Origin of the sequence: Xanthobacter aminoxidans, from assembly GCF_023571765.1 — a bacterium.
GTDB lineage: Bacteria > Pseudomonadota > Alphaproteobacteria > Rhizobiales > Xanthobacteraceae > Xanthobacter > Xanthobacter aminoxidans.
Window position 1 is genome coordinate 33,776 of sequence record NZ_JAMJXC010000011.1, and the last position, 26,878, is coordinate 60,653.

Here is a 26,878-nt window from a genome sequence, read left to right on the forward strand (position 1 = left end):
TATCTGATGCTGGTGCTCGCCGCGACGGCCGCCCTCACCGGCTGCGGCGAGCAGGCGGCCGCTCCCGCCGTTCCGCCGCGTCCGGTGCTGACGGCGGTGGTGCAGCCCATGTCCCGCGAGGTGCTCGAAGTGGCGGGCACCATCGAGCCGCAGGTGCAGACGGACCTCAGCTTCCGCGTGCTGGGGCGGCTGCTCGTGCGGTCGGTGAACGTGGGCGATGTGGTCGCGAAGGACCAGGTCGTCGCCGCCATCGACGACACCGCCCTGAAGCTCTCGGTGCGGTCCGCCCTCGCGGAGGTCGCCAACGCCCAGGCCCAGCTCACCAACGCCTCCGGCACGGAGGACCGCCAGCGGACCCTTCTGGAGACCGCGGCCACCAGCCGGGCGACGTTCGAGACCGCCGAGCAGGGCCGCTCGGCGGCCGAGGCGTCGCTGGCCCGCGCCCGGGCGAACCTCGTCAAGGCGCGCGAGCAGTTGGGCTACGCGCAGCTCAAGGCCGAGTTCGCCGGGGTCGTCACGGCGGTCGGCGCGGAGCTGGGACAGGTGGTTTCCCCCGGGCGCAGCGTTGTCACCATCGCGCGGCCCGACATCCGCGAGGCGGTGGTGGATATCGGCGAGGACTTCATCGGCGATATCAAGATCGGATCGCCGTTCCAGGTCAGCCTCCAGCTCGACGGGGCACCCGTCGTGACCGGCCGGGTGCGCGAGATCGCGCCCCAGGCCGACAGCGTGACCCGCACCCGCCGCGTGCGCATCACCCTCGACCATCCGCCCGCGGTGTACCGGCTCGGCTCAACCGTCGCGGCGCGTCCCGCCGACACTCTTGCGGCCGACCTGTTGATTCCGGGCTCTGCGGTGTTCACCCGCGACGGCAAGTCCTTCGTCTGGTGCGTCGCGGCGGACGGCCGGACGGTGCACGCGCAGCAGGTCACCGTGTCCGCCGCCTCCGGCGACAAGGCGCGCGTGACCTCGGGATTGGCAGCAGGAACGCGCCTCGTGACAGCGGGCGTGCACAGCCTGTCCGAGGGCCAGAAGATCCGTCTAGAGCAGGATGTCCAGCCGTGAAGTCGTTCAACCTGTCCGACTGGGCGCTCGAGCATCGCTCGCTCGTCTGGTACTTCATGCTCGCCTTCGTGCTCGCGGGCTTCCTGTCCTACCTGCAGCTCGGCCGCGAGGAGGATCCCGCCTTCACCATCAAGACCATGGTGATCCAGGCGCAATGGCCCGGCGCCTCGGCTCAGGAGATGACGCGGCAGGTCACGGACCGCATCGAGAAGAAGCTCGAGGAGCTGGAGGCGCTGGACTACACCCGCAGCCTCACCGTGCCGGGCGAGACGACGATCTTCGTCAACCTGCGCGACACCACCAAGGCCCGCGATGTGGTGCCCACCTGGCTGCAGGTGCGCAACATGGTCAACGACATCCGCGGCACCTTCCCCCAGGGGGTGACGGGGCCGCAGTTCAACGACCGGTTCGGCGACGTCTACGGCAACATCTACGCCTTCACCAGTGACGGGCTGACCCAGCGCCAGCTGCGCGACCGGGTGGAGGAGGTGCGCGCGCAGGTGCTCACGGTGCCCAATGTGGGCCGCGTGGACATCATCGGCGCGCAGGACGAGGTGATCTTCCTCGAATTCTCCACCCGCAAGATGGCCGCCCTCGGCATCGACCAGCGCGCCGTCCTCACCTCGCTCCAGGCGCAGAACGCGCTGGTGCCCTCGGGCGTGCTGCAGGCCGGGCCGGAACGCATCGCCGTGCGCGTCAACGGGCAATTCACCTCCGAGGAGAGCCTCAAGGCCATCAACCTCCGGATCAACGGCCGCTTCTTCCCCTTGACCGACGTCGCCACCATCCGGCGCGGCTATGTGGACCCGCCGCAGGCGCTGTTCCGCTTCAACGGCGAGCCGGCCATCGGCCTCGCCATCGGCATGAAGGCCGGCGCCAACCTGCTCGAGTTCGGCGAGGCCCTGAAGGCGGAGATGGCGCGCATCGAGGCCGACCTGCCGGTGGGCGTCGGCGTGCATCTCGTCTCCGACCAGCCGCAGATCGTGGAGGAGGCCGTGGGCGGCTTCACCCGCGCCCTTGTGGAGGCGGTGGTGATCGTGCTCGCCATCAGCTTCGTCAGCCTCGGGTTTCGGGCGGGGCTGGTGGTGGCGATCTCGATCCCGCTGGTGCTCGCCATCACCTTCATGGTGATGGCCTATTCCGGCATCTCGCTCCAGCGCATCTCGCTCGGCGCGCTCATCATCGCCCTCGGCCTGCTGGTGGACGACGCCATGATCGCGGTGGAGATGATGGTGGCGCGGCTGGAGGCCGGCGACACGCTCAGGAAAGCCGCCACCCACGTCTACACCTCGACGGCGTTCCCCATGCTGTCGGGCACGCTGGTGACGGTGGCCGGCTTCATCCCCATCGGCCTCAACAGCTCCAACGCCGGCGAATTCACCTTCACCCTGTTCGTGGTCATCGCGGTGTCGCTTCTGGTGTCGTGGCTGGTGGCGGTGCTGTTCACACCGCTCCTGGGCGTGGCCATCCTGCCGAAGAGCCTGCCGCATCATCAGGAAGGCGGCGGCCGCTTCGCCCGTGCGTTCGCCTGGATCCTGAAGCGCGCCATGCTGTGGCGCTGGACCACCATCGGCGTGACGCTGCTCGTCTTCATCCTCTCCATCGCCGGCATGGGCCTCGTCCAGCAGCAGTTCTTCCCGTCCTCCGACCGCCGCGAGCTGATCGTCGACTGGAACCTGCCGCAGAATGCCTCCATCGCCGAGACCAACGCCCAGATGGCGCGCTTCGAGCAGGAGGCGCTGAAGGGCAATCCCGACATCGACCACTGGTCCACCTATGTGGGCACGGGCGCCCCGCGCTTCGTGCTGCCGGTGGACGTGCAGCCGGCGGACGTGGCGTTCGGCCAAACCATCATCGTCACCAAGGGGCTGGAGGAGCGCGACCGGCTGAGGGGGCAGTTCCAGGCCTATCTCGACAAGACCATGCCCGGCACCGACGCCTTCGTGCACTTCCTCGACATCGGTCCGCCGGTCGGCCGCCCGGTGCAGTATCGGGTGAGCGGGCCGGACATCCAGAAGGTGCGCACCATCGCCCTCGACTTCGCCAGCGTCATGCGCGGCAATCCGCACCTCGGCAACGTGGTGTTCGACTGGATGGAGCCCGCCCGCGTCATCAAGGTGGACGTGCTCCAGGACAAGGCGCGCCAGCTCGGCGTGACCTCAGAGGACATCGCCGGTGCGCTCAACGGCGTGCTCGACGGCACGGCCATCACCCAGGTGCGGGACGACATCTATCTCGTGACCGTGCTCGGCCGCGCCAATGCGCAGGAACGCCAGTCCATCGAGACCCTGCGCGACCTTCAGCTGCCCGGCTCGGGCGGGCGCTCCGTGCCGCTCGCGGCGGTGGCGACCCTGCGCTACGAGATCGAGCAGCCCACCATCTGGCGGCGCTCGCGGCTGCCGACCATCACGGCGAAGGCCGGCATCATCGATGCGGTCCAGCCGAACACGGTGGTGGAGCAGCTGACGCCCGCCGTCGCGGCCTTCAACACGAAGCTGCCGCCCGGCTATAGTGTCGTCATCGGCGGCGCGGTGGAGGAGAGCCAGAAGAGCCAGGCCCCCATCCTCGCGGTGATGCCGCTGATGCTGTTCATCATGGCCACCATCCTGATGATCCAGCTCCAGAGCTTCCAGCGGCTGGTGCTGGTGTTCGCCGTCGCCCCGCTGGCGCTCATCGGCGTGGTCGCCGCGCTGGTACCGAGCGGCGCGCCACTGGGCTTCGTCGCCATCCTCGGCGTGCTGGCGCTCATCGGCATCCTCATCCGCAACTCGGTGATCCTGATCGTCCAGATCGAGCATCTGCGGGCCGAGGGCCACCCGCCGTGGGAGGCGGTGCGGGAGGCGACGGAGCACCGCATGCGGCCCATCATGCTCACGGCGGCGGCGGCGAGCCTCGGCCTCATTCCCATCGCCCGCGAGGTGTTCTGGGGACCCATGGCCTACGCCATGATGGGCGGCATCATCGTGGGAACGGTGCTGACGCTCCTGTTCCTGCCGGCGCTCTATGTGGCCTGGTTCCGCATTCCCGCGCCGAAGCCCGGGGATGGCCCGCAAGGCCCCGACCCGACCGGCGCGCACACCGGGTGAGCCGGGGGGCGGCGCATCATCGGGCCGCCGGACCGGCCGGCCCGATGCGCTGCCCCGAACCCGGATCGAACAGGTGCAGCCGCTGTGCCGGGCAATGGAAATCGAGGCGGGACCCCAGCGCGAAACTCGCCGGCAGCGTGCGCACCGAGAATGCGGCGCCGGTCTCGAGGCGCCCCACCAGAAGCACCTCGGCGCCCATCGGCTCCACCGTGTCCGGGGTGAAGCCCAGGGCCAGCCCGTCGCCGTCGGGGCGCCCGCCCGCCACATCCTCGGGACGGATGCCAACGAGCACCGACCGGCCGTTCCCCGCGTCGCCAGTCTCCAGTCGCACCCGGCCATTGGCGTCGAGCCATCCGGGAAGCAGGTTCATGGGCGGATCGCCGATCAGCTCCGCGACAGCGGTGTCGGCCGGGCGGGCGTAGATCTCCATGGGCGGTCCGAGCTGGGCCGGACGGCCCTCGTTCAGCACCAGAATGCGATCGCCGAGGCTCATCGCCTCATGCTGGTCGTGGGTCACATAGAGGCTGGTGACGCCAAGGCGGCGTTGCAGGCGCTTGATCTCGGCACGCATGGAGGTGCGCAGCCGCGCGTCGAGGCTGGACAGGGGCTCGTCGAACAGGAACAGGCGCGGCTTGCGCACCACCGCCCGGCCGATGGCCACGCGCTGGCGCTGGCCACCGGACAGCTCGCGCGGCTTGCGGCCCAGCAGCGGCGAAATGTGCAGCATCTGGGCGGCCTCCTCCACGCGCGCGGCGATCTCGGCGCGCGGCAGGCGGCGCACCTTCAGCCCATAGGCCATGTTGTCGAACACGCTCATGTGCGGATAGAGCGCATAGTGCTGGAACACCATGGCGATGTCCCGCGCGGCGGGATCGCGCGCGGTGATGTCCTCGCCATCCAGCATAATCCGGCCGGAACTCGGCTGCTCCAGACCGGCGACGAGCCGCAGAAGCGTGGACTTGCCGCAGCCCGACGCCCCGACGACCACCACCATTTCGCCCGGCGCCACATCGAGGTCGATGCCCCGCAGCACCTCGGTGCGGCCGAAGCTCTTGCGCACCTGATCGAGGACCAGCCCGGCCATCAGCGTTCGCTCTCCGTAAGGCCCTTCACGAACCACCGGAGCATGGCCAGAACCACCAGCGTGGGCGGCAGCATGGCGAGGATGGCGGTCGCCATCACCTCGTTCCAGGCGGTGCGGGATTCCGGGCCGATCATGCGCACGATCCCCACCGTGATGGTGTCGAGCCGCGGGTCGGTGGCCACCACCAGCGGCCACAGATACTGGTTCCAACCGTAGACGAACAGGATGACGAACAGCGCCGCCATGTTGGTCCGCGACAGCGGGATCAGCACGTCCCGGAGAAACCGCCAGGGACCGGCTCCGTCCATGCGGGCGGCCTCCACGAGTTCGTCGGGCACCAGCACGAAAGCCTGCCGGAACAGCAGGGTCGCCGTCGCCGAGGCGGTGAGCGGCAGGACGAGGCCGGCGAAGGTGTTCACCATGCCGAAATCCGCCACCACCGCGAAGGTGGGGATGATGCGCACCTCCACCGGCAGCATGAGGGTGATGAACAGCAGCCAGAAGCACAGCATGCGGCCGGGAAAGCGGAAGAAGGCCACCGCATAGGCCGAGAGCAGCGAGACCGCGATCTTGCCGGCGGCGATGGCGAGCGCCATGGCAAAGGAAAGGGCCAGCATGCGCCACACGGGCACCCCGCCGGGCGCGGGCGAAAGCAGGCGCGGGTAGATCGCAAGGCCTTCGAGGCGCGGCAGGAGGCCGATATCGCCCCGGTTGATGGCGCCGCTGTCCAGCGTCGACCCCACGAACACCAGCCAGATGGGCAGCAGGAACAGGGCCGTGCCCATGAGCAGCACCGCGTGGGCCACCAGATTTCCGGCCACGAGATTTCCCCGCAGCCGGGCGCGCAGATCCGCCCCCGTCATCGCCCGCCCCGCCGCCGGAGGAAGTGGAATTGCAACGCCGTCAGCCCCATGACGAGGGCCATCAGCACCACCGACTGGGCGGCGGAGGCTCCGAGGTCCAGATTGACCACACCGTCGCGATAGACCTTCACCATCAGGGTCTGCGTCGCCCGGCCCGGCCCGCCCTGCGTCAGGGCCTCGATGGTGCCGAAGGTCTCGAAGGCGGAATAGACGAGGTTCACCACCACCAGGAATGCGAGCGTCGGCGCGAGCATGGGCAGGAGGATGGTGCGGAACCGCCGCCACCCGCGCGCCCCGTCCATCCGCGCGGCATCGATGATGGTGCGCGGGATGGATTGGAGGCCCGCGAGGACGAAGATGAAATTGTAGCTCACCTGCCGCCACGCGGAGGCGCCGACCACGGCGATCATGGCCTGCGTGTCGTTCAGCTTGTAGTTCCAGGCGATGCCGAGATGCTTCAGGAGGCCGGCGACGCCGCCGATCTGCGGATGGAGCAGCAGCGCCCAGATCACGCCCGCGGCCGCCGGCGCGACCGCATAGGGCCAGACCAGCGCCGCCCGGTAGGCACCCCGCCCGCGGATGTCCGCGTCGGCGAACACCGCCAGCAGGACCGCGAGGCCGAGCGCCAGCCCCGTCACCGCCCCACAGAACACCAGCGTGCGCCCGATGGCGGCGAGATAGAGCGGATCAGTGAAGAGCGCGGTGAAATTGTCGAGGCCCGCGAAGGTCTCGCTGAGGCCGAACGGATCGGCGCGCATGACGCTCGCGCGCACCGCCACCGCCGTCGGCCACAGGAACAGCAGCACGGTCAGCGCCATCTGCGGCACCAGCAGCAGCGCGGGCGTCGCCCAGCCCGGAAAGATCGTTCGCCGCTCCATGACCGGGCCGTGCTCCGCAGGACCTATCTGGATACGGACTTCTCGAACTCGCGCAACACCTTGTTGCCGCGTGCCACGGCCGTGTCGAGGGCGGCCCCGGCGTTCTGCTTGCCCTGCAGGGCGGTCTCGAACTCTTCCTCGACGATGGCCCGGATCTCGGTCAGCCGCCCGAGGCGCAAGCCCTTGGAATTGACCGTGACCTCGCCGCGGTTGAGCTGGCGGATGGGAATGTCCGCGCCCGGATTGCGGGCATAGTAGCCCTGGGCGAGCGAGAGGCCCGCGCCGCCCAGCGTGACCGGGACATAACCCGTGCGCTGGTGCCAGGACGCATCGGTGTCGGGCCGGGCGAGAAAGGCGAGGAAGCTGGCGACGGCCTTGTATTCCGCCGCCGACCGGTCGGGCGCCGTCATGGTCCACAGGCTCGCGCCGCCGATGATCGAATTGTTCGGTGTGGCCCGCACCGCCGGATCATAGGGCAGTTGCGCCGCCATGGGACGGAAGCGGGCGTCGCGCACCACGGCAGCGCGGATCCCGGACGAGTTGAAGGAGATGCCGGTCTCGCCGGCCGGGTAGAGGCTGTCGCCGGCGGCGCCGCGGCCGGCATAGGTGAAGGTGCCCGCCTTCGCCATTTCCAGAAGGCGGGTGATGTGGCTGCGCATGGGCGGGGAATTGAACACCAGCTCGGCGTCGAGCCCCTCGAAGCCGTTGGCCCTGGTGGCGAACGGGACGTCATGGATGGCGCCGAAGCATTCCAGATGCACCCAGGTCGGCCACGCTGTGGTCATGCCCACCTTGGCGCCGCCCTTGGACCGCAGCGCCTCGGCCGCCGTCATCACCTGCTCCCAGGTCTCCGGCGGCCGCTCGGGATCAAGGCCGGCGCGCTCGAACAGGTCCTTGTTGCACCACATGATGGGGGTCGACGAATTGAACGGCATGGAGGCCATGCGGCCATCCGGCAGGCTGTAGTAGCTGCGCACCGCCGGCATGTAGATGGCCGGATCGAGCCGGACGCCGGTCTCCTCGGCGAGCTGCCAGACCTGCTTCACCGCCGCGCCGGCGGCCAGCATGGAGCCGGTGCCGACCTCGTACATCTGCACCAGATGCGGCGCCTTGCCGGCGCGAAAGGCGGCGATGGCGGCGGTCATGGTCTCGGGATAGGTGCCCTTGAACACCGGTTCCACCACCACCGCCTTCTGGACGGCGTTGAAGGCGTCGCAGAGCCGCTTCAGTTCGTCGCCGAGAGGGCCGGCCATGGCGTGCCAGAACGTGATCTGCACGGGTGCGCCTTGCGCAAGGGCGAGGCCCGGCACCAGCGCGAGGCCGGCAGAAGCGGCGGTTCCGGCGAGCAGTTCGCGGCGATTCATCGACACCTCCTGGACGCGGACGGGCGCAAGCGCGGCGCGGTTCAATTGTGGAAAAAGGCGCGCGACCTTGCCAAGGGGGGATGACGCCCGCGTGACCTTCCGGCGAAGCAGCCACCCTCAGACGGCATGCTGTACCTCCGTGCAGTTCCGCCCCGCGCTTTTGGCCCTGTAGAGCGCCTCGTCGGCGATGCGGATCAGCCCGGCCATGCTGGCCCCCTGCGGGGCCCGCGCGATGCAGAGGCCGATGCTGACAGTCACCGCGTCGAGGCCCGGCGCCACCGCCGACCACGGCTCCCGCTTGAGATCGTTGTGGATGCGCTCGCAAAGCGCCTGCCCCTGCCCTCCGGAGGCATTGGGAAGCAGAAGCACGAACTCTTCCCCGCCATAGCGGGCCGCCAGCCCGGCTCCGGGCGGGAGATTGGCCTTGATGACCATCGCCACCCGCTTGAGACATTCGTCCCCGGCGAGATGCCCGAAGGTGTCGTTGACCGCCTTGAAGCGATCGATATCCACCATCGCAAGGCACAGCGCCAGCCGCTCGCGTCCCGCCCGGTGCCATTCCTCATCGAAGATGGCCTCGAAGCGGCGCCGGTTCGCAAGGCCGGTCAACGGATCGCTGCCGGCGATGAGCGCCAGCTCCTCGTGCGCCCGCTTGAGCGCCCGCTCCGCGAGCACCCGTTCGCGGGCATCGCGCAGCGAGCAGATGAAGGCGATGTCGGCTCCGTCGAGCGTCGTCTCCTGAACCGCTCCGATGGAGGCTTCCATCCACACCCAGTCGTCATGGCGGGCACGGACCCGGCACACGAAAGCGGCGCTGCGGCCAAGACCGCTTCCCTCGCCGGCGCAGAGCGCCGCCAGGAACATGGGCTGCTCATCGGGGTGGAGGAAATCGATCACGTCGCGATCGAGCATCTCAGAAGGCCCCCAGCCGAGAATGCGGCTGCAGGCCGGCGACATGAAGCGGATCGTCCGGTCGCCGGAGATCGCGGCGATCACGTCGGTCGAGTTCTCCGCCAGCAGGCGATAGCGCCGCTCCCCCTCCCACGCCCGACGTTCCGCCACCAGCAGGTCGGCCTGCTGGCGCTTGAGGAGGGAAATGTCCGAATGGGTGAAATATCCGATGCCGTCGCTGGTGCGACGGGCGATGACACGGCGCCATTGATCGCGCGGCAGCTCGATCTCGAACGGCGATCCGGCGAAGCGCATGTTGTCGAGAAGCCCGGGCTCCAGCTGCTCGTCGGGCCGGCCGGCCGCCGCCCAGGCCCGGCGGACCACGGCGGCGAACGGCTGGCCGACCACGGTCTCGCTCGGACGCACGCCATAGAGCCGGCGGAATTCGTCGTTGGCGGCGATGATGAGGTCGTTCTGGTCGAGCACCATGGCCCCGTCGGGAATATGGTCGAGCAGGTCGATGGAGAAGCCGCGCTGCGCGTCGCTCCGTTCGGACTCCGCCGGCTCCTGCACGAGCGCCTGCCAGATGCGGACGCGATTACCATCGGAGTCCGTCAGGGCATTCACGCGCAGGCGCCGGCCGCGATGGTCGAAGACGAAGGCGCGCGATTGCGTGCGATGCCGCAGGACCCCGTCGCGGATGTAGCGCTCGATGTTGGCCAGCTCCGAAGGGTCGAGCCGGGCGGCGTAGAAGCGCCGGAGGTTCGCCTCATAGGGCTCGCCCACATGGACGTGGCCGTCATGCTCCGGAAAAAATTTCAGGAATGTGTTGTTCCACAACAGGCAGCGGTCGTCCGCATCGAAGAGGCATAGCCCCATGTCCATGCCGTCGAGCAGGTCGGCGAAGAAATCATAATGCCGGCCGGTCACCGCAACACTCCGCTGGAGCTCATGGCGGATCGAGCCGCCCCTAAGCTTCGACGCGAATCTTTTCCTCCGCGCAACCACCTTAAAGGGAAAGATCGAAATCGCCTATGGTCAGCCACGCGGGGCTGCGGCGGCGCGGAATGACAAGTCTAAGCTTGCTAATTACCCCTCATGATACCACCGACAGGGATCAGGAAAAGGGCGCGGCCGCCGGATGGCGGGAGGTCGTCACGCCGGGATCTTCACGCTCCCCTGCGGGGAGGAGCGCCGGCGGGCCGCGCCAGTTGCCCACCATCCATCGGAGGATTGCCCGGCGTGGTCGCGCCATCGCCTAGCTGGTGGGATTCCATTGAAAGCCGGGCGGGCGCCCGGCAGGGGCCAGAGGCCCGCGTCATTTCACGCGATCGAGCTCCAGATGCGGCACGAACTGCCGGCCGGTGGCATCGGTGATGGGCGCCGCCCTGACCTTCAGGTGGTCCCCGTCGAGCGCCTCGATGGTGCGCAGCAGAGTCTGGCCCTGCCATTGGGGAAACGTCGATTGCCAGACCGTGTTGGAGAAGGTGTGCGCCGCTTCGTCGACGCTGTAGGCGCCGGCATAGGCCATGGCAGGCCCCACCGGCTCGGAGGGCACGCCGCCGGTCCGTGGCGTCCGGTCCCGGCCGACGATGATGGCGCTGAACTGGCCGCCGGGGGTGAAGACGACGAGGCCCTGCGCGCCCGGCCCCCAGGTGTCGCGCCGCGACCCGTCGGTGAACGCGTCGTACACGCTCACGATCTTCCACGCGCCCACCAGCCGGGCGCCGAGCGTATCCGCGGCCAGGGCCGTGCCGGCGTTGCACGCGGCGAGCGCCACAACGACAGCGGGAATGAAGGTCCTCATGCGCATGGCTGTTCTCCAGTCTTTCGGGGCAATCAGGGCTTCAGGGACGCCGCATAGGCGGCGAGCGCCACCATCTCCGGCTCGCTCATCTCTTCGGTGTTCGCGCGCATGGGCGCGGCCAAGGGGCCATTGCGAAGGCCATGCTTGAACTCGTAGAGCTGCCGTACGAGATAGGACGGCGAGCGGCCGGCGAGCGGCGGGATGTCGCCGATGCCCTTCAGTCCCTCGCCATGGCAGGCGACGCAGGCCGGGATGCGCGCGCCGAGCCCCTCATTCGCAATGCGCTCGCCCAGCGCGACGCTGCCGCGCGGGACATAGGCGGTGAAGGTCACGTGGTAATCGCGGTTGACGAAATTCTCTTCGTCGTCCGGCATCTCGATGATGCGACCGGCGAGCGGCTCGGATGTCCCGTCCTTTTTCGGCGTGTAGTACCAGGAGGGGACCGTGCTCGCGGGAACCGTGTCGGCCTCCACCACATTGATGCGCGGCGGCAGCTTCAGCGCGGCGTAATAGGTGACGGCCTCGGCGATCTCCTGCTCGCTCAGGCTCCTGAGGGCGGCGATCATGCGGAAGACGTGGGTTCGCGCCTTGACCCCGGTGGAGCGGGCGCCACTGCGGAAGTCGTCGATCTGCCGCAGCATGTAGTCGGCCGGCAGGCCTGCGAGGCTCGCATTCTCCGGCCCGCCGACGCCCTCGGGCCGGTGGCACACGCCGCAGGGCCGGGTATCGGGGTGGCGCCCCTCAGCCACCACGGCGGGCATGGGCGGATGGGCGTCGGGAAACCAGTCGCGAGCCACGAAGAGATCGCGGATCTCGGTCAGCGTATAGCCCCGGCTGCTGCCCGGCACATGGCGCACCGTGCCGTCGTCCTTGGGCGGCACCGTGTCCGGCGGCGCGATGGGATAGGCCCAGACGGGCGGCGCCTCGTCGGCCCCGGCGGCCGAGGCGAGGAGGCAGGCTGCGGCGACGATAACGCCCCGCGCCAGCCGGCACGGAAAAAACATCTGCGGCCCCGATGAGTGCGAGATCGGCAGCCACCCCCTGATGCGGCGCCGCGCAGATTATTATCGGGGCCGCAGGCGTGATGGATGGCAAAGTTTGCGTCTATTGACGGGCGGATGCGTCCGCCCGGCGCGCACGATCACGCCTGCTTCACCCATACCGTATCGGCAGGTTCCGCCGGGTCGCCTGCCTGTGCCGCCAGCTCTGCCGAGGCGCGCAGAAAGGCGATGTCGCGCAGCCGGGCGCCGACGCCGTGGCCGATGGCATCGCTGCGCCAGAGCCGGGGCAGGATCTCCACCGCCCGCCCGCCGCGGCCATGCAGGCGGATGAAGCCGGCCGCCTCCGCATCCTGCATCACCCCGCGCACGTGGGAGCGCGACAGGCCGAAGCGATGGGCCACGTCGCCGAAGACGAACGGGCACTCCCGGCCATCGGGGGAGGACAAGGCGGCCTCGAACAGGGCCTCCAGCACCATGAGCCCGCCGGGCCGGCTGAAGAACAGGAGGAAATCCGTCTGCTCGCAGAGCAGGCGCGCACCTTCGGGCAGCAAGGCGAGGGACTGGCGCCGGATGGCGGCGTGGACCGCCGGGTCCCGGTTGCGCACGCCGGCATAGCCGTTCCTGGGGCACAGGGTGTCGAGGATGATGTAGTCCGTGGCCATCCACTCCCGGTCGTGGGCCAGCATCCTCTCCGTGAGGCGGAGCAGCTTCACCCGGCGATCCCGCGGGGCGTGGCTGATCTCGACGAAGCCCACCGCCTGCATCCGCTCGATGAGGTGGTCCACATGGCGCGGGCTCGTCATGCCGAAGGCGGCCATCTGCTGCTTCAGCCGCCCCACCGAGAACCAGGTCTCCCGCCGGTCCCCATCGTGATTGGCGTTGAGGATCACCGAGAGGGTGAACAGGAGGTAGCGGCTGGAATCCGTCAGCAGGCGGATGAGGAACGGGTTGCGGTCGAACAGAGCGAGGAAGCTGTCGCAATAGAGCTTCCGCGCCCGCAGATAATCGGGATGATCGGCGACCTCCTCCACCGTCACCGGTACCCGCCCCAGCATTTCCATACCGCCACCCTGCAACATGTCTCTCCCGACGCCACCTTGACGCAGCGACAACCGCAATTCGACTGCGCGGAAACGTGAGGAGGGCAGCGGCGGAATCGCGAAAACAGGCGACTATACCATTGCGAACCATCATCCGCAGCGCGGAGCGCAGCACGATTACCTGCCGCAACGGCATCGCCGATGGCGCCGCGACGAGAGGGAGCTTGAGCGTCTCCGTGTTGCCTTCGTCTTCCCGCGCATGTACGCCCCCGCCACGCCGCGCCACATGCGTCACGCGGAGGAGGTCGCGGCCCGGCGACGACATCGGGCGGGCCGCAACAGGGGGAGAGCGGGCATGAGCGAGCGGAATCCGAAGGCCGAGGGGACCGCCAGCCGGGCCGCGGCGCTGAAGGGGATGGCCATCCGGCAGGCCCGCAGCTTCGTGGTGTTGTTCCTGTATCTGTGGGTTCTGCTCGGCCTGTTCGTGCTCAATCAGGCGCTGGTGGAGCGCGCGCACGGCGATACCGTCACCTTCCAGGGCTTCGCCTTCCTCAACGCGCTGGTGCTCGCCAAGGTGATGCTGGTGATCGAGGAGCTGGAGGTCGCCCGCTGGCTCAGGGGCCGGCCTCTCATCCTCGTCATCTTCTACGAGGCGGCGATCTGCACGCTGTTCTTTCTCGTCTTCCATGTCATCGAACGCTCGGTGATCGCCAAGTTCAGCGGCCATGCCATCACCGCCAACGAGATCGAGATCGGTGGCGGCGGGCTGGTGGGCGCGCTGATCGTGTCCGTCATCCTGTTCGTGTCGCTGTTACCGTTCTTCGCCTTCAAGAACGTCACGCGGGCCATCGGCGCCGACCGGATGCGGCACATCCTGTTTAGCCGCCACGCCGCCGCCGACTGAGGCGGCGGGCGCCGCCTAGCTGTGCGAGCGCTCCACGCTGCTGAGGGTCGCCGCCACGTCCTGGTCGAGGTTCGCCTTCAGGAAGTGCTCGGTCTCGGGCAGGATGAGGTGGAAGTCGGTCAAATTCTCCACCGCGATCCTCAAGGGCCCCGCCTCCACCTCCAGCACGTGACCGCCCTGGCTGCGGTCGTCGGAGAGGAAGTGGAAGTGGTAGCCTTCCACGCTGAACTCGGCGGAATAAGCCGGCGACCAGATGCCCACCAGCGTGCCATCCACATCCTCGAAGGTGAATTCGCTCTGGGTCTTCGCCGCATCGGCCAGCAAGGTGCCGGGCTTGGGCGGGCACACGGCGCGGGCCTTCACGCGCTTGAAGCGCCCGTCGAGCCGCACGGCGTGGAAGATGTTGTTGGAGGAGCGGAAGCAGTCGCAGGCGGCACCGAGGCCGTCGAAGCTGGTAACGCCCTCCGTCTCCCCCACCTGATCGGCGGAAAAGCGCGTCACCACGGCGAAGGGCGAGCCCGCCTCCGCCGGCGCCTCATGCACCTCGCCGCCGGCCCGCGCCTGGAAGGCCTTGCCGTCCAGCACCACCATCTCACCATCGAGCCCGGCGAAGGTGCCGAGGCCGAAGTCCCCATGCTCCAGGAGCGCGCCGACGCTGACCTCCCGGTCGTAGACCCCCGCCACCAGCGCGCCTGATGTGGAGATCTGGAACACCGTGTGCACCTCGGCCTTCAGGTGGTCGGCGAGGATGGCGCGGATATGCGCGCCGAGGTCCTTTCCCGACCGGGCCGCCTCCTGCTCCAGCGCGGTCTTGAGGGAGAGCGGAAGATCGATCTCGATGCGGGGCATGGGGTCCGTCTCTCCGGCCATCTCAGAGGCAATCGCCCTCCAAGAGCAGATTCAGGAGGCCGAGGCAAACGGGGGCGCGCCGGCAGAACGCCAGCTCGGGCGGGGCCATTCTTGATTCGGCGGACGGGCGAACCCATACTGGCGGCATTGCCATCGCCAGCGGATTTTTGCCATGCCTTTGAAGGAAGAGGATATTCAGCCCGGCAAGTGCTACAAGACGAAGGGCCTCGACAATTACAAGGTCATCTCCATGACCCGGGGCATCGTCACCTACCAGACCTGGACCTCGCCTTTGCGCATCAACGTGGGCGTGAAGCAGTTCGCCGATGCGGTCTACAAGGAAGTGCCCTGCCCGAAATAGCGCGGCCGCCGGGTTCGGATGACGCATCCGTCAGGAATGTTGCATTGCGGCATCGACGCGGCACGTCGGTAGAGGTATAGCTGGGAAACGCCCTGTGAGAACGTTTCCCGTGCTGTCCGCCGTCATCGCAACGCACAATTCCGAGCGCCGGCTCGTCCCGGTGCTGTCCGCGCTCGTGCAGGGCGTGACGGCCGGCGTGCTGAGCGACGTGACGCTGGCGGATTCCGGCTCCACCGATGGCACGGCCACCATCGCCGATGCCGCCGGCTGCAATTTCTTCAAAGGCGCGCAGGATCTCGGCCTCCGGCTGAAGCAGGGCGCGGCGCAGGGCCGGGGCTCCTGGCTCCTCTTCCTCACCGATGGCTCCATGCTGGAGGAAGGCTGGCCGCGCGAGGTGCTGGCCTTCATCGAGACCGCCCAGCGGCGCGGACAGGCGGACCGGCTCGCCGCCACCTTCCGCCTCGCCGTGGATGGCTACGGCCTGCGTCCCCGCCTCGGAGAAGCCATGGCCGCCGCTCGCCTCGCCGTCATCGGCCTGCCGGCGCCGGGACAGGGCCTGCTGATCTCCCGCCGCTACTACGACAGGCTCGGCGGCCATCCCCAGGGATCCAAGGCCGAGCGCCGCCTCGTCGCCCGCATCGGCCGCCGCCACATCCACGTGCTGCGCCCCCGCGTGCTGCTGCCCGAGACCGGCAAGGCGCCCGAGCTCATCCCGGCCTGATCTCACTCCAGGAAGCTGAAGCCCATGGTGCGGGCGTGATAGTGCAGCCCGCCATCCTGCACGATGAGGAACAGCGCGCGTTCGCTGCCGTCATTGTGGTGCGAGTGCGGGGCGCCGGGCGGCGTCACCAGCGTCGCCCATTGGCGCCACGGGCAGCGCGCGCCATCCACCATGGAGTGGCAGGTCTCGCCCTGGAGCACGAGGGTGATGGCCGCGGAATTGTGCCGGTGTGCCCGCTGGTGCTCGCCGGGCGGCAGCGTGTTCAGCGACAAGGTGAGGCTCGGCAGGATATTGCGCGCCGCCGCCTGCGGCTCCGACGAGAAGATGAGGGCGATGCCTGAGGTCTGATTGTTCTGGGCGTGGTCGTAGATGATGTCGACCTGCCGGGCGATCTCCGCGGCCGGATAATGCACCACCGCCACGGGGCGGCGCGCCTCGTCCGGCGGCAGGTCGCCATTGAGGGCGAGCTGCGGCTCGTTAGAGACCACCCACAGCACGAGCTTTTCCGTCCCGGCGGTGATGCGCGCGGGCGAGCCCGGCAGCAGGAACACGTCGCCTGGCGCAACCGCAAGGCTCTCGCCGAGGCAGTCCACCTGCCCCCGCCCCGCGATCACGTACCAGATGGAGCCGGTGGCCCTGAGGTCGACGGTGAAGCGCGCGCCCGCCGCCACCACCGCATAGCGCGCCAGCATCAACGGCGTGGTGGCGGGGAAGGCGCACGCCAGCGCGTCCGACTGGTCGCAGGGGATGAAGCCGGTGGTCGCGCCATCCGCCAGCGCGCGCGCCGGCTCGTCGGTGAACAGGCGGCTCGGCACCGGCGGCAGCTTGATGTTGAAGGCGTTGCCGGAATTGAAGTAGCGCGCCCGCGCCTCCGCCGGGCTGTGGGGCGCGGCGGGCATCTGGGCCGGCAGATCGGCCATATCGGGTTTTTCACGCACGGCGGCTTGCTGGCTCATGATGCGGTCTCCTCGGAAACCAGCGCACCCAGCACGTCGGCCAGCACCTGCGTGCCGGCGGCGATGTGGGCGGGCTCGGCGAATTCATGCTCGGCGTGGGACACGCCATCGCGGCAGGGAATGAAGATCATGGCGCTGGGGCACACCTTGGCGAGGTGGCGCGCGTCGTGCCCGGCCGCGGAGAGGATGGGCATGGCGGGAATGGCGTGACGCGCGGCCGCCGCCGTGATCTTCGCCATCAGGCCGGCATCAAAGCCGTTGGGCGGGGCATCGACGAGGCGCGTCAAAGTGAGGCCGCAGGGCGCCGCCTCCTCCGCGCAGATGGCCTCGAAGCGCGCGCCGAGCAGGTCCAGCGCCACACCGTCGGGATGGCGCAGGTCCACGCGGAAGGTCACGCGGGCGGGCACCACGGAAGGGGCGTTGGGCTCCATCACCAGCCGGCCGATGGTGAACATCACCTGATCGTCGTGGCCGCCGACCTCGGGATAGAGCCGGTGGGCCATGCGGGCGAAGGCGGTGAGGGCATCGCGCCGCTCGGCCATGGCCAGCGTGCCGGCATGGCCGGGCGCGCCTTCGATGACGGCTTCCCACGTCTTCTTGCCCTGGATGCCGGTGACGACGCCCACCACCTTGCCTTGCGCCTCCAGCACCGGCCCCTGCTCGATGTGCAGTTCTAGATAGGCGGCGACGGGAAAGCCGAGGGGCCGGCGCGGCAGATCGGGGAAGGCGGCGTGGAGCGCATCGAGCGCGGTCGCGACGCTCACGCCCTCCGCATCCGTCACGGCGCGGATGTCGGCGAGGCTGCGCACGCCGGCGAAGGCTTCCGAGCCCATCATGCCGGGGGCGAAGCGGGAGCCTTCCTCGTTCATCCAGGCGACGACGGTGAGGTCGCGGCGGGGCTTTACGCCCGCGTGCTTCAGCGTCACCACCGCCTCAAGCGCCGCCATCACGCCGGCCGCGCCGTCATACTTGCCGCCGGTGGGCTGGGTGTCGATATGGCTGCCGGCGAGGATGGGCGGCAGCGTTCGGTCGGCGCCGGGCAAGGTGAGGAAGAGGCTGCCGGCAGCGTCGCACGCCGCCTCCAGCCCCTCCTCCGCGGCCCGTGTCAGGATGAGCCGCCACGCTTCGATCTCACCCTCGGTGAGCGCCTGCCGGTCTACCCCGCCCTTGGGCAGCGCGCCGATCTCGGCGAGCCCCATCAGGCGGGACATGAGGCGTTCGGGGGAGATGGATGGTGTCGTCATGCCATGCCTCGTGTCCCGGCCGACTGGAGCGCAGCGCAAGGAGAGCCGGGACCCAGCGCAAGAACGCGCCGAAGGCGCGACACCCCTGCCGCCGCAGGGGTCTTGACCGCTGCGCGGACGTCTCTCCTGGGTCCCGGCTCGGCGCTCCGGCTATGCCGTCGCTGGTCCGGGAGGCGTGTGCGCGCACCGTCCATCATCGCCTCACGCGGTGCGCATGATCTGACCGGGGATGGCGCGCGGGTCACGCGGCAGCCATTTGCCGGCTTCCACCTGCGCGATGAACTCGGCGAGCTGGGCGTTGAACAGCGCCGGCTCCTCGAGATTCAGCGTGTGCCCGGCCTTGGGGAAGACGCTGAGGCCGCAGGCGGGGATCATCTTCTTGAGGTAGATGCCCGGCTGGAGGCAGTGGTCGTCCTCGTCGCCCACCATGACGAGGGTGGGCACCATCATCTTCTTCAGCCCCTCTTCCAGATCCCAGAAGGAGGGTCGGCGCGCCTGCACGCCGCGCATGGTCATCGCCGCGCCGATGTCCGAATGGGTGGCGAGGCGGTCGGCGAACTCCCGCCAGCCGCGCGGGTCCTTCACCTCGAACTGCACGCGGCTCGCGCCAAGCGCGTAGATCTTGGAGAATTCCTTCGCGCCCAGCTTCTCGAAGTTTTCCGCGACCGCGAGGGAGACGCCGCGGAAATACTCCTCATGCGCCTTCTCACAGCCGTATCCCGCGCCGGCCACGGTGAGGGAGAGCGCCCGCTCGGGCGTGCGCAGGCCGAAATGGACGGTGCAGAAGCCGCCCATGGAGAGGCCGACGATGTGCGCCTTCTCGATGCCGAGGCCGTCCAGCACCGCCACCGCATCATCCGCCGCGATGGCCTGCGAATAGGCCTCCACGTCGGTGGGGATGTCGGAAGGGGCATAGCCGCGCGCGGCATAGGTGATGCAGCGGTGGCGGCGGGCGAAGAACCGCATCTGCGGCTCCCAGCTCATGTGATTGCCGCCGAATTCGTGGATGAAGAGGATGGGCGTGCCCTGCCCCGCCTCCTCCACATGGAGTTTCACGCCGTCCTTGGCGGGGATTTTGTGGGTCGCGGTGAGGTCTGCGTAGGTCATGGCAATGGTCCCTTGAGGGGGAATGGTCTCAAACTAGATGCCGTCATGCCCCGGCTTGTCCGGGGCATCCACTCCGCCGCTGGTGCGCTGTCCGCGAATCCAAACAAGCCATTCCGTGGATCCCCCGGACAAGCCGGGGGATGACGGTCCTGAATAACCCGTCCTCAGAACTGCGCCGGCACGTCATTCAACGTGCGGGCCTCGGCCACCAGCGACGGCAGCAGCTCCACGAAGCGGTCGGCCCAGTCTTCCGGCACCGAGGTGGACACCTTGATGAAGCGGTCGCCGAAGCGGGCGGTGTGGTAGGTGCCCTGGCGGATCATCAGATCCTTGCGGCGGGCCGCCTCCACCAGGGCCTCGGGGCGGATGCCCGCCGCCTCGGTCTCGATGACGAGGAAGTTGCCGTGGGAAGGATAGACCGGCACGCTCAGGCCCTCGATGGCGAGGGCCGCGTCGTGGATCTTCGCCTTGTTGGCGCGGTCGATGCGGCGCACCGTCTGCATCCACTCGCCCTTCACCTTCAGCCCCGCCTCCGCCGCGCGCTGGGCGAGGACGCTCGCGCCGAGCACGGACGTGGTGCGGGCCGAGCAGGCGTCGAGCAGCTCCGGCGCGCCCACCAGCGCGCCGATGCGCATGCCGGCGAGGCCCAGCCACTTGGAGAAGGAGAGCGAGACCAGCGCGCGATCCGGCGCCGCCAGCAGCGCGGGATAATGGCCATCGGCGAAGTCGCGGTAGGTGCAGTCGTGCACCAGCAGCGCACCGCACTCCTTGGCGATCTCGCAGAACGCCTCGATCTCCTCGCGGGTGTAGCGGATGCCCAGCGGATTGTTGGGGTCCACCAGATAGATGATGGCGGTGCGCTCATCCACGTTGGCGCGCAGCGCCTCGGGGGTGAGTTTGTAGTTCACGGCCGGGTCGTAGATCGGGATCTCGATCACCTCGGCGCCCATCTGGGTGGCGAACAGGCACGGCCACTTCCAGGTGGGATCGGTGGTGACGAAGGTGGTGCCCGGCCGGCAGTGGGCGCGGCACACGAGGGCCAGCGCATTCACGCCGCCCTCGGTGATGAGGGCTTCGGCCCCCGGCGTGCCGAGGTCGTCCACGATGGCGGCGCGCAGCGCCTCGAAGCCCAGCGGGGGCGCGTAGGCATTGTATTCCTGCGCGCGGATGGAGGCGATCATGGCCTCTTCCACGGCGGGATGGGCGGCGATGTGGTTGGTGTTCTGGCCCATCCACATGAGGCCGGGGGTGGAGAACAGGGTATCGAAATAGCGGTTGCGCAGCCGGGCGGAGGACATGAAGGCAGTTTCCTCGAAAGGGGGGCCGGCGCCCGCCGTCGCGGCGGCGCCGGCAAACGGATGCGTCAGATGACCGAGCCGCGGGCGGAGATGCCACCGTCGATGGTCACGTTGGTGCCGGTGATGTAGCCGGCGCGCGGGGAGGCGAGGAAGGCGACGAGATCGGCCACTTCCTCGGCGGTCGCGGGGCGCTTGCCGGGATACTTGTCGAACAGCTCTTCCCAGCGCTCCTCGGCGCCGAGCATGTCGATGGCCTTGCGCTTCATGATCTTGAGCATGCGGTCGGTGGCGACGGGGCCGGGGTTCACGCCCACCACGCGCACGCCGTCATTCAGGCTCGCGCCGCCCAGCGCCTTGGTGAAGCTCATGAGCGCGGCATTGCCGGTGGAGCCGGCGATGTAGCTCGCATCCCAGTTCTCGCCGGAATTGCCGATGACGTTGACGATCACGCCATCCTTGCCGCGCATGCGGGCGTAATAGGCGCGCGAGAGGGTGATGTAGCCGAACACCTTGAGGTCGAAACCCCGCCGCCAGGACGCATCGTCCACCACGTCCAGCGAGCCGGCCGGGATGTCGCCGGCATTGTTGACGAGGATGTCCACGTCACCCACGTCCGCCGCCAGCTTCTCCATGGCTTCCGTGGAGCCGAGGTCCACCGGATAGATCCACACCTTCACGCCGTGGGCGGCCTCGATCTCGGCCTTGGCCTCGGCGAGGGCCTCGCCGTTGCGGGCGGCGAGATGGAGATGGCAGCCTTCAGCCGCGAACACGCGGGCCGTCGCAAGGCCGATGCCCTTGGACGCGCCGGTGATGAGGGCGGTCTTGTCGGTGAGGTCGAGCTTCAAGTTTGCATCTCCGATGGGCAGGTGGCGCCGAAGGGGTCGCCAAATTGGATATACAAACTCTAGCAATATGCATACCAAGAAATTCAAAAAACGCTCAGAAGTGGGTCACCCATAGGCGGCGAGGAAGTCCAGAAGATCGTCCCCCAGCAGGTTCACATGGTCCCGCATGGCGCGCTGGGCGGCCTCGTCATCGTGCACGCGGATGGCCGCGATGACCTCGCCATGTTCTTTCAATGTCTTGGGAATCCGGCTCGGGCGGTGGGTCACGCGGCGGCGATAGGCGGCCACCTGGTTGCGCAGGCGACGCGTCTGGTCGGCGAGGAAGCCGTTACAGGAGGCCTCGTAGACCGCCTCGTGGAACTCCTGATTCACATCATAGAAGAGATCCACGTCGCCTGACGCACTAACCTCCTCCAGACGCTTGTGAATTGCCTCGATTCGGCCGAGCTGCGCGGGACTCGCCCGCCGCGCCGCCAGGCGCGCGCACAGGCCCTCCAGCTCGGCCATCACCTGGAACATCTCGATCAGGATCTGCGCGGAAATGGTGCGCACGACGGCGCCCTGCCGGCCGCGCAATTCCACCAGATGGCTGGCGGCAAGCAGCCGAAAGGCCTCGCGCACGGGGGTGCGGGACACGCCGAACTGCTCGGCAAGCTCTTGTTCGTCCAGCTTCGAGCCCGGCTCCAGCCGGCCGGAGGAAATATCCGCCTCCAGCGTGCGGCGGATGCGATCAGCCAGGGTCTCGCCGGGCAGGCCGGAGCGACCATTCTGATCAAGCGGCAGGCAGGTGCTGCCTTCTTGTGCACTCATGATAGCCATTTGCATTCTCGAAATTGCAGTTCAGTATACATCAACGCAACCGCGGCATCCATCCAAGGGCCTCCGGAACGCGCAATGTCCCGTTACCTTCAGTGGTTGACGCCCGGCGTGCGGTCCATAGAGTGTCCTTGCAAGAAGTGTGGCATGTCGATTGCTAGCAGGGAAGGCATGACCACCGTTCTTTCGCATGCGCCGATGGGCGCTCATTATACAAAGAAGAAAGAGGCAGGCTTGCCGGTTTCCATCCAAGGTTCCGGCGAGGCCGCCCTCGCCGCCAAGGCGGCGGGCGCGTCCGACGCCGCGCAGATTCTCTCCCTCACCGGCGTCACCAAGACGTTCGGGGCCACCCGCGCCCTCGACGGCTTCACGGCGACCATCGACAAGGGCGAGTTCGTCACCGTGGTCGGCCCCTCCGGCTGCGGAAAGAGCACGCTCTTCAACATCGTCGCCGGCCTCGAGGAGCCGGACCCCGGCTGCGCCATGCGCTTCGAGGGCAACAGCGTGATCGCCGCCGACCTGCTCGGCCGCGTCTCCTTCATGCCCCAGCGCGACCTGCTGCTGCCATGGCGCACGGTGATCGACAACGCCATCCTGGCGCTGGAGGTGGAAGGCGCCCCCCGCAAGGAGGCCCGCGCCCTCGCGGAAAAGATGCTGCCCGAGTTCGGCCTCACCGGCTTCGGCCAGCAGTATCCGCACCAGCTCTCCGGGGGCATGCGCCAGCGCGTGGCGCTGATGCGCACCTTCCTGTTCAAGCGCGACCTGATGCTGCTGGACGAGCCGTTCGGCGCGCTGGACGCCCTCACCCGCACCATGATGCAGCGCTGGCTGCTGGACGTGTGGCAGAAGCACCAGCGCACCATCCTGTTCATCACCCACGACGTGGACGAGGCCCTGTTCCTCGGCGACCGCGTGCTGGTGATGAGCGCCCGTCCGGGCAAGGTGAAGCTGGAGCAGAAGGTGGACCTGCCCCGCCCGCGCCCGGCGGAGATCGTCATCTCCCCCGAATTCATCCGCCTCAAGCGCACGCTTCTGGAGGCCATCGAGGAGGAAGCCATGAAGTCCTTCACCGCGGAGGGCAAGTGATGACCACTCAAGTGATGGCTGCTCTCGCCGAAAAGCCCGGCTCCATGGAGGCCTCCGAGTGGGAGGCCCGCGTCGCCCTCGCCGCCTGCTACCGCATGGTGGCGAAGCTCGGCATGGACGACCTGATCTACAACCATATCTCCATGCGGGTGCCGGGGCATGAAGAGCAGTTCCTGCTCAACCCCTACGGCCTTCTCTTCGACGAGATCACCGCATCGAGCCTGGTGAAGATCGACATCGACGGGCGCAAGATCGACAACACGCCCTACGAGATCAATCTCGCCGCCTTCGTCATCCATGCGGCGATCCACAAGACCGGCTCGGATGCCGCCTGCGTGCTGCACACCCATTCGGACGCGAGCGTCGCCGTCTCGGGGCAGGAAGAGGGCCTTCTGCCGCTCTCCCAGTTCGCCATGCGCTTCTACAACCGGCAGGCGTTCCACGATTACGAGGGCGTCGCCATCGACATGGACGAGCAGGCCCGCCTCGTGGCGGACCTCGGCACGAACAAGGTGATGCTGATGCGCAACCACGGCATCCTCACCGTGGGCCGCACGCCGGGCGAAGCCTTCATGCTGCTCTATTATTTCGAGCGCGCCGCGCGCATTCAGCTCGCCATGCAGGCGGCCTGCGCCTCCGGCGTGAAGCTGGTCATGCCGCCCCCCGAGGTGTGCGAGAAGGCCGCGCGCCAGTTCTGGGAGATGCAGGGCGACATCCTTGTTCCCGGCGAGCGCGAATGGCCGGCCCTCATGCGCCAGCTCGACCGCGCCGACCCGAGCTACCGGAGCTGAGCGGCATGGCCGGTTCCTGCCGCGCTGTCATGCCCCGGACAAGCCGGGGGATGACGAGCGGATAGAGCCAAACGACCCTTACAAAAACACCAAGAACGCACCCTTCCAGCGGAGACCACCTGATGATCCCTCGCCGAACCTTCCTCTCCACCCTCGCGGCCGGCGCCGCGCTTCTCTCCACGGCCGTCGGCGCCCTGCCGGCCCTCGCGGCTGACCCGGTCCCCGCCACGCTGCGGCTCAAGTGGCTGCCGCAGGCGCAGTTCGCCGGCTTCTACGTCGCGGTGGCCAAGGGCTACTACAAGGCCGAGGGCATCGACCTTACCATCAATCCGGGCGGCCCGAACATCCTCGCGGAAAACCTCGTCGCCACCGGCGCCGACACGTTCGGCCTCTCCGGCGGCCTCGACAGCGTATTCGCCGCCCGCGACAAGGGCCTGCCGGTGGTGTGCGTCGGCATCTCCCACCAGCTGACGCCCTTCGTCTTCGTGGTGCGCGCCGACGGTCCCATCAAGACCATCCAGGACTTCAAGGGCAAGAAGGTCACCACCTGGTTCACCGGCGCGAACCACGTGCTCAAGGCCATGCTGACGAAGAACGGCGTCGATCCCGCGCTGGTGGACATCCAGCCCCAGCAGGTCAGCGTGACGCCGTTCGTGGACGGGCAGGTCGATGTCATCACCGCCACCCGCTACAACGAGTACTACACCATCAAGACCCGCATGGGCGAAGAGAAGCTCCGCACCTTCGTGGCGGAAGATTCCGGCATCACCTTCCCGCGTGACACGCTGATCGTCTCGGAGACGACCGCCAAGGAGAAGCCGGAGCTGGTGAAGGCCTTCCTGCGCGCCTCCATCAAGGGCTGGAAGGATGCCTTCTCCGATCCCAAGGGCGCGGTGGACACCATCATGAAGGCCGCCCCCACGCTGGACCGCGCCCATCAGGAATTCCAGCTCGCCGAGGTGCAGAAGCTGATGACGGCCGGCAAGGTGAAGGAGGACGGCCTGTTCTGGATCGACATGGACGCGGTGAAGATCACCCAGCAGCTCTTCCTCGACGCCAAGGTCATTTCCAAGCCCGTCGACCTCGCGGCCACCTTCAACCGCTCCTTCCTTGAAGCCATCCCGGTGGCGGACCGCCGTCCGTGAGCGCGACAACCCTCCAGTCCCCGGCCACACGGCCGGGGACTTCCCCGCTCGTCACGGCGCTCTTCCGCGCCGTGCGCGGGCTCGCCATCCTCCTCGCCGTGCTGGCGGCGGTGGAGGGACTTGTCATCGTCCTCAATGTGAAGCCCTGGTACGTGCCGCGGCCGACCCTGGTGCTGAACGCCATCCTCGCCACGCCCGAGCCCTATGTGCAGGGCTTCCTGCGCACCCTCACCGAGACGCTGATGGGCTTCACCTCGGGTGCCATTTTCGGCGTGGGCATCGCCATCGTCTTCTTCCGCGCGCGGGTGCTGCGCGAGCTGATCTTCCCGGTGTTCGTGGTCTCGCAGACCATCCCGGTCATCGCCTTCGGCGCGCTGGTGGTGCTGTGGTTCGGCAACACGCTCATCGCCAAGGCCGCCATCTCCTTCTACCTCACCTTCTTCCCGGTGACGGTGAACGCCTTGCTGGGCCTTGAAAGCGTGGACCCGCGCCAAGAGGCGCTGATGCGCTCCTTCGGCGCCAGCCGCTTCCAGATCCTCACCCGGCTCCAGCTTCCGGCGGCGCTGCCGCAGATCTTCGTGGCGCTGCGCCTCGCCTCGGCGCTGTCGCTGGTGGGCGCCATCGTCGGCGAATGGTTCGGCGACACGGTGGGCCTCGGCGTGCTGCTGCTGCAAGGCATGTACAACGAGAACGTCGTCGCCATCTGGGCCGCCATCGCCATGTGCGCGCTGCTGGGCACCGGCTTCTATGCCGTGGTGGCCGCCGCCGAGCGCGCCCTCGTCTTCTGGGGGGCCGAGCAATGAGCGCGCCTCAATCCTCCCGCGCGCTCCAGCGCGGCGCCCTCGGCATGGTGCTGCTGGTCCTCGCCTGGGAAGGCGTCGCCCGCGGCTTCAATCTGCCGGCCTATACGCTGCCCTCGGTCAGCGCCATCCTCGGCAGCATCTTCGACCACCGCACGACGCTGTTCCTCGCCGGGGCCTACACCTTCGCGGAAGCGTTCTCCGGCTATGTCATCGGCGCCGTCATCGGCATCGCGCTGGCGGTGGTCATCACCCTCATCCCGATGACGCGCAACGCCATCGTGCCGGTGGCCACCTCCATCAATTCGGTGCCGGTGGTGGCGTGGTCGCCGCTGATCCTCCTGTGGTTCGGCATCGGCATGCCGTCGAAGGTGGTGATGGTGGCGCTTGCCGTCTCCTTCACCGTCTTTCTCTCGGCCCTCGCCGGCCTCGACCGGGTGGATCGCCGCTCGGTGGACCTCATGCGCTCGTTCGGGGCGGGGCGGCTCGCCATCCTGTTCCGCCTGCGCCTTCCCACCGCGCTGCCGCTGATCGCCGCGGGCCTGCGCGTCTCCACCGTGCGCGCGGTCATCGTCGCCATCGTCACCGAGATGCTCGGCGCCTATGACGGCCTCGGCTGGGTGATCTATCAGGCGGTGCTGCAGGTGGATTTCGTGAAGGTGTGGTCGGCCATCTTCATCGCCTCGGCCGCAAGCCTCGCCTTCTTCGGCCTCGTCGGCCTTGCCGAGCGACGGCTGGTGTTCTGGAAGTAGAGCGGTCGCGGTGACCGCCTCCACTTCACCGCCCTGACCGTCGTGCCCGGGCTTGTCCCGGGCATCCACGTCGTGCCGATCGCGCCACCGTCGGCGTACGGAGCGCCCGGCCGCGCCACATGGA

25 protein-coding genes are annotated in these 26,878 nt (G+C 68.5%); 10 read left to right on the forward strand and 15 right to left on the reverse strand.

What is annotated here, in order from left to right:
- The first annotated feature begins 6 nt into the window (after nt 1–6).
- Both EJ105_RS16765 and EJ105_RS16770 read left to right on the forward strand, forming a co-directional pair.
- Complete coding sequence (locus EJ105_RS16765) at nt 7–1,065, forward strand: efflux RND transporter periplasmic adaptor subunit (protein ID WP_250167345.1); 1,059 nt, start codon at nt 7–9, stop codon at nt 1,063–1,065.
- Nucleotides 1,062–4,151, forward strand: coding sequence for an efflux RND transporter permease subunit (locus EJ105_RS16770; protein ID WP_347881328.1), 3,090 nt, complete (start codon nt 1,062–1,064; stop codon nt 4,149–4,151). The genes EJ105_RS16765 and EJ105_RS16770 overlap by 4 nt, the downstream gene beginning before the upstream one ends.
- Nucleotides 4,152–4,167: 16 nt before the next feature.
- On the opposite strand, the gene EJ105_RS16775 is transcribed toward EJ105_RS16770, so the two are convergent.
- The 8 genes from EJ105_RS16775 to EJ105_RS16810 all read right to left on the reverse strand — a co-directional run bounded on the left by EJ105_RS16775 (nt 4,168) and on the right by EJ105_RS16810 (nt 13,118).
- The gene (locus tag EJ105_RS16775; RefSeq protein WP_250167236.1) at nt 4,168–5,235 is read right to left on the reverse strand and encodes an ABC transporter ATP-binding protein; all 1,068 of its coding nucleotides are present in this window, start codon (nt 5,233–5,235) and stop codon (nt 4,168–4,170) included.
- Nucleotides 5,235–6,098, reverse strand: a complete 864-nt coding sequence (ugpE, locus tag EJ105_RS16780) for a sn-glycerol-3-phosphate ABC transporter permease UgpE (protein ID WP_250167237.1) — start codon at nt 6,096–6,098, stop codon at nt 5,235–5,237. The genes EJ105_RS16775 and ugpE overlap by 1 nt, the downstream gene beginning before the upstream one ends.
- Nucleotides 6,095–6,976 carry an ABC transporter permease subunit gene (locus EJ105_RS16785; RefSeq protein WP_250167238.1) on the reverse strand — a complete coding sequence of 294 codons (882 nt, stop codon included), beginning with the start codon at nt 6,974–6,976 and terminating at the stop codon, nt 6,095–6,097. Before EJ105_RS16785 ends, ugpE begins: the two co-directional genes overlap by 4 nt.
- A gap of 23 nt (nt 6,977–6,999) precedes the next feature.
- Nucleotides 7,000–8,340, reverse strand: a complete 1,341-nt coding sequence (gene ugpB / locus EJ105_RS16790) for a sn-glycerol-3-phosphate ABC transporter substrate-binding protein UgpB (RefSeq protein WP_250167239.1) — start codon at nt 8,338–8,340, stop codon at nt 7,000–7,002.
- A 117-nt stretch (nt 8,341–8,457) separates the two neighbouring features.
- A complete protein-coding gene (locus EJ105_RS16795; protein ID WP_250167240.1) occupies nt 8,458–10,161 on the reverse strand; it encodes a diguanylate cyclase in 1,704 nt (567 codons plus the stop codon).
- A gap of 388 nt (nt 10,162–10,549) precedes the next feature.
- Nucleotides 10,550–11,044 carry a lipocalin-like domain-containing protein gene (locus EJ105_RS16800; RefSeq protein WP_250167241.1) on the reverse strand — a complete coding sequence of 165 codons (495 nt, stop codon included), beginning with the start codon at nt 11,042–11,044 and terminating at the stop codon, nt 10,550–10,552.
- Between the two features lie 26 nt (nt 11,045–11,070).
- Nucleotides 11,071–12,042 carry a c-type cytochrome gene (locus EJ105_RS16805; RefSeq protein ID WP_250167242.1) on the reverse strand — a complete coding sequence of 324 codons (972 nt, stop codon included), beginning with the start codon at nt 12,040–12,042 and terminating at the stop codon, nt 11,071–11,073.
- A gap of 137 nt (nt 12,043–12,179) precedes the next feature.
- Nucleotides 12,180–13,118 (reverse strand): helix-turn-helix domain-containing protein, encoded by a 939-nt coding sequence (locus EJ105_RS16810; protein WP_250167243.1) that lies wholly within the window; start codon nt 13,116–13,118, stop codon nt 12,180–12,182.
- Nucleotides 13,119–13,434: 316 nt separating this feature from the next.
- On the opposite strand from EJ105_RS16810, the gene EJ105_RS16815 reads away from it, so the two are divergent.
- A complete protein-coding gene (locus tag EJ105_RS16815; protein ID WP_051678792.1) occupies nt 13,435–13,983 on the forward strand; it encodes a hypothetical protein in 549 nt (182 codons plus the stop codon).
- A gap of 15 nt (nt 13,984–13,998) precedes the next feature.
- Here the strand turns inward: EJ105_RS16815 and budA are convergent, their stop codons facing one another.
- Nucleotides 13,999–14,832 (reverse strand): acetolactate decarboxylase, encoded by an 834-nt coding sequence (gene budA, locus EJ105_RS16820; RefSeq protein WP_038192622.1) that lies wholly within the window; start codon nt 14,830–14,832, stop codon nt 13,999–14,001.
- Nucleotides 14,833–15,004: 172 nt separating this feature from the next.
- Between budA and EJ105_RS16825 the strand changes: the two genes are divergently transcribed.
- Together EJ105_RS16825 and EJ105_RS16830 are read left to right on the forward strand one after the other, a co-directional pair.
- Entirely contained in the window at nt 15,005–15,193 is a 189-nt protein-coding gene (locus EJ105_RS16825) for a hypothetical protein (RefSeq protein WP_024280704.1), read from the forward strand.
- Between the two features lie 94 nt (nt 15,194–15,287).
- On the forward strand, nt 15,288–15,914 hold the full coding sequence (locus tag EJ105_RS16830; RefSeq protein ID WP_245272312.1) for a glycosyltransferase: 627 nt from the start codon (nt 15,288–15,290) through the stop codon (nt 15,912–15,914).
- A gap of 2 nt (nt 15,915–15,916) precedes the next feature.
- On the opposite strand, the gene EJ105_RS16835 is transcribed toward EJ105_RS16830, so the two are convergent.
- The 6 genes from EJ105_RS16835 to EJ105_RS16860 form a co-directional block, all read right to left on the reverse strand.
- Nucleotides 15,917–16,870, reverse strand: coding sequence for a cupin domain-containing protein (locus EJ105_RS16835; protein WP_250167244.1), 954 nt, complete (start codon nt 16,868–16,870; stop codon nt 15,917–15,919).
- Entirely contained in the window at nt 16,867–18,114 is a 1,248-nt protein-coding gene (locus EJ105_RS16840) for a Zn-dependent hydrolase (RefSeq protein WP_250167245.1), read from the reverse strand. Before EJ105_RS16840 ends, EJ105_RS16835 begins: the two co-directional genes overlap by 4 nt.
- A gap of 201 nt (nt 18,115–18,315) precedes the next feature.
- A complete protein-coding gene (locus EJ105_RS16845; protein WP_250167246.1) occupies nt 18,316–19,221 on the reverse strand; it encodes an alpha/beta fold hydrolase in 906 nt (301 codons plus the stop codon).
- 164 nt (nt 19,222–19,385) lie between these two features.
- A complete protein-coding gene (locus tag EJ105_RS16850; RefSeq protein WP_029555608.1) occupies nt 19,386–20,519 on the reverse strand; it encodes a pyridoxal phosphate-dependent aminotransferase in 1,134 nt (377 codons plus the stop codon).
- A 65-nt stretch (nt 20,520–20,584) separates the two neighbouring features.
- Entirely contained in the window at nt 20,585–21,364 is a 780-nt protein-coding gene (locus EJ105_RS16855) for an SDR family oxidoreductase (RefSeq protein WP_024280710.1), read from the reverse strand.
- Between the two features lie 105 nt (nt 21,365–21,469).
- Nucleotides 21,470–22,174, reverse strand: a complete 705-nt coding sequence (locus EJ105_RS16860; protein ID WP_250167247.1) for a GntR family transcriptional regulator — start codon at nt 22,172–22,174, stop codon at nt 21,470–21,472.
- A 240-nt stretch (nt 22,175–22,414) separates the two neighbouring features.
- Between EJ105_RS16860 and EJ105_RS16865 the strand changes: the two genes are divergently transcribed.
- From EJ105_RS16865 to EJ105_RS16885, 5 genes are all read left to right on the forward strand, one after another.
- A complete protein-coding gene (locus EJ105_RS16865; protein ID WP_245279273.1) occupies nt 22,415–23,266 on the forward strand; it encodes an ABC transporter ATP-binding protein in 852 nt (283 codons plus the stop codon).
- On the forward strand, nt 23,266–24,057 hold the full coding sequence (locus tag EJ105_RS16870; RefSeq protein ID WP_250167248.1) for a class II aldolase/adducin family protein: 792 nt from the start codon (nt 23,266–23,268) through the stop codon (nt 24,055–24,057). The genes EJ105_RS16865 and EJ105_RS16870 overlap by 1 nt, the downstream gene beginning before the upstream one ends.
- 122 nt (nt 24,058–24,179) lie before the next feature.
- On the forward strand, nt 24,180–25,202 hold the full coding sequence (locus EJ105_RS16875) for an ABC transporter substrate-binding protein (RefSeq protein WP_250167249.1): 1,023 nt from the start codon (nt 24,180–24,182) through the stop codon (nt 25,200–25,202).
- On the forward strand, nt 25,199–26,005 hold the full coding sequence (locus EJ105_RS16880; RefSeq protein ID WP_250167250.1) for an ABC transporter permease: 807 nt from the start codon (nt 25,199–25,201) through the stop codon (nt 26,003–26,005). The genes EJ105_RS16875 and EJ105_RS16880 overlap by 4 nt, the downstream gene beginning before the upstream one ends.
- Complete coding sequence (locus EJ105_RS16885) at nt 26,002–26,754, forward strand: ABC transporter permease (protein WP_029555614.1); 753 nt, start codon at nt 26,002–26,004, stop codon at nt 26,752–26,754. Before EJ105_RS16880 ends, EJ105_RS16885 begins: the two co-directional genes overlap by 4 nt.
- Nucleotides 26,755–26,878 lie beyond the last annotated feature (124 nt).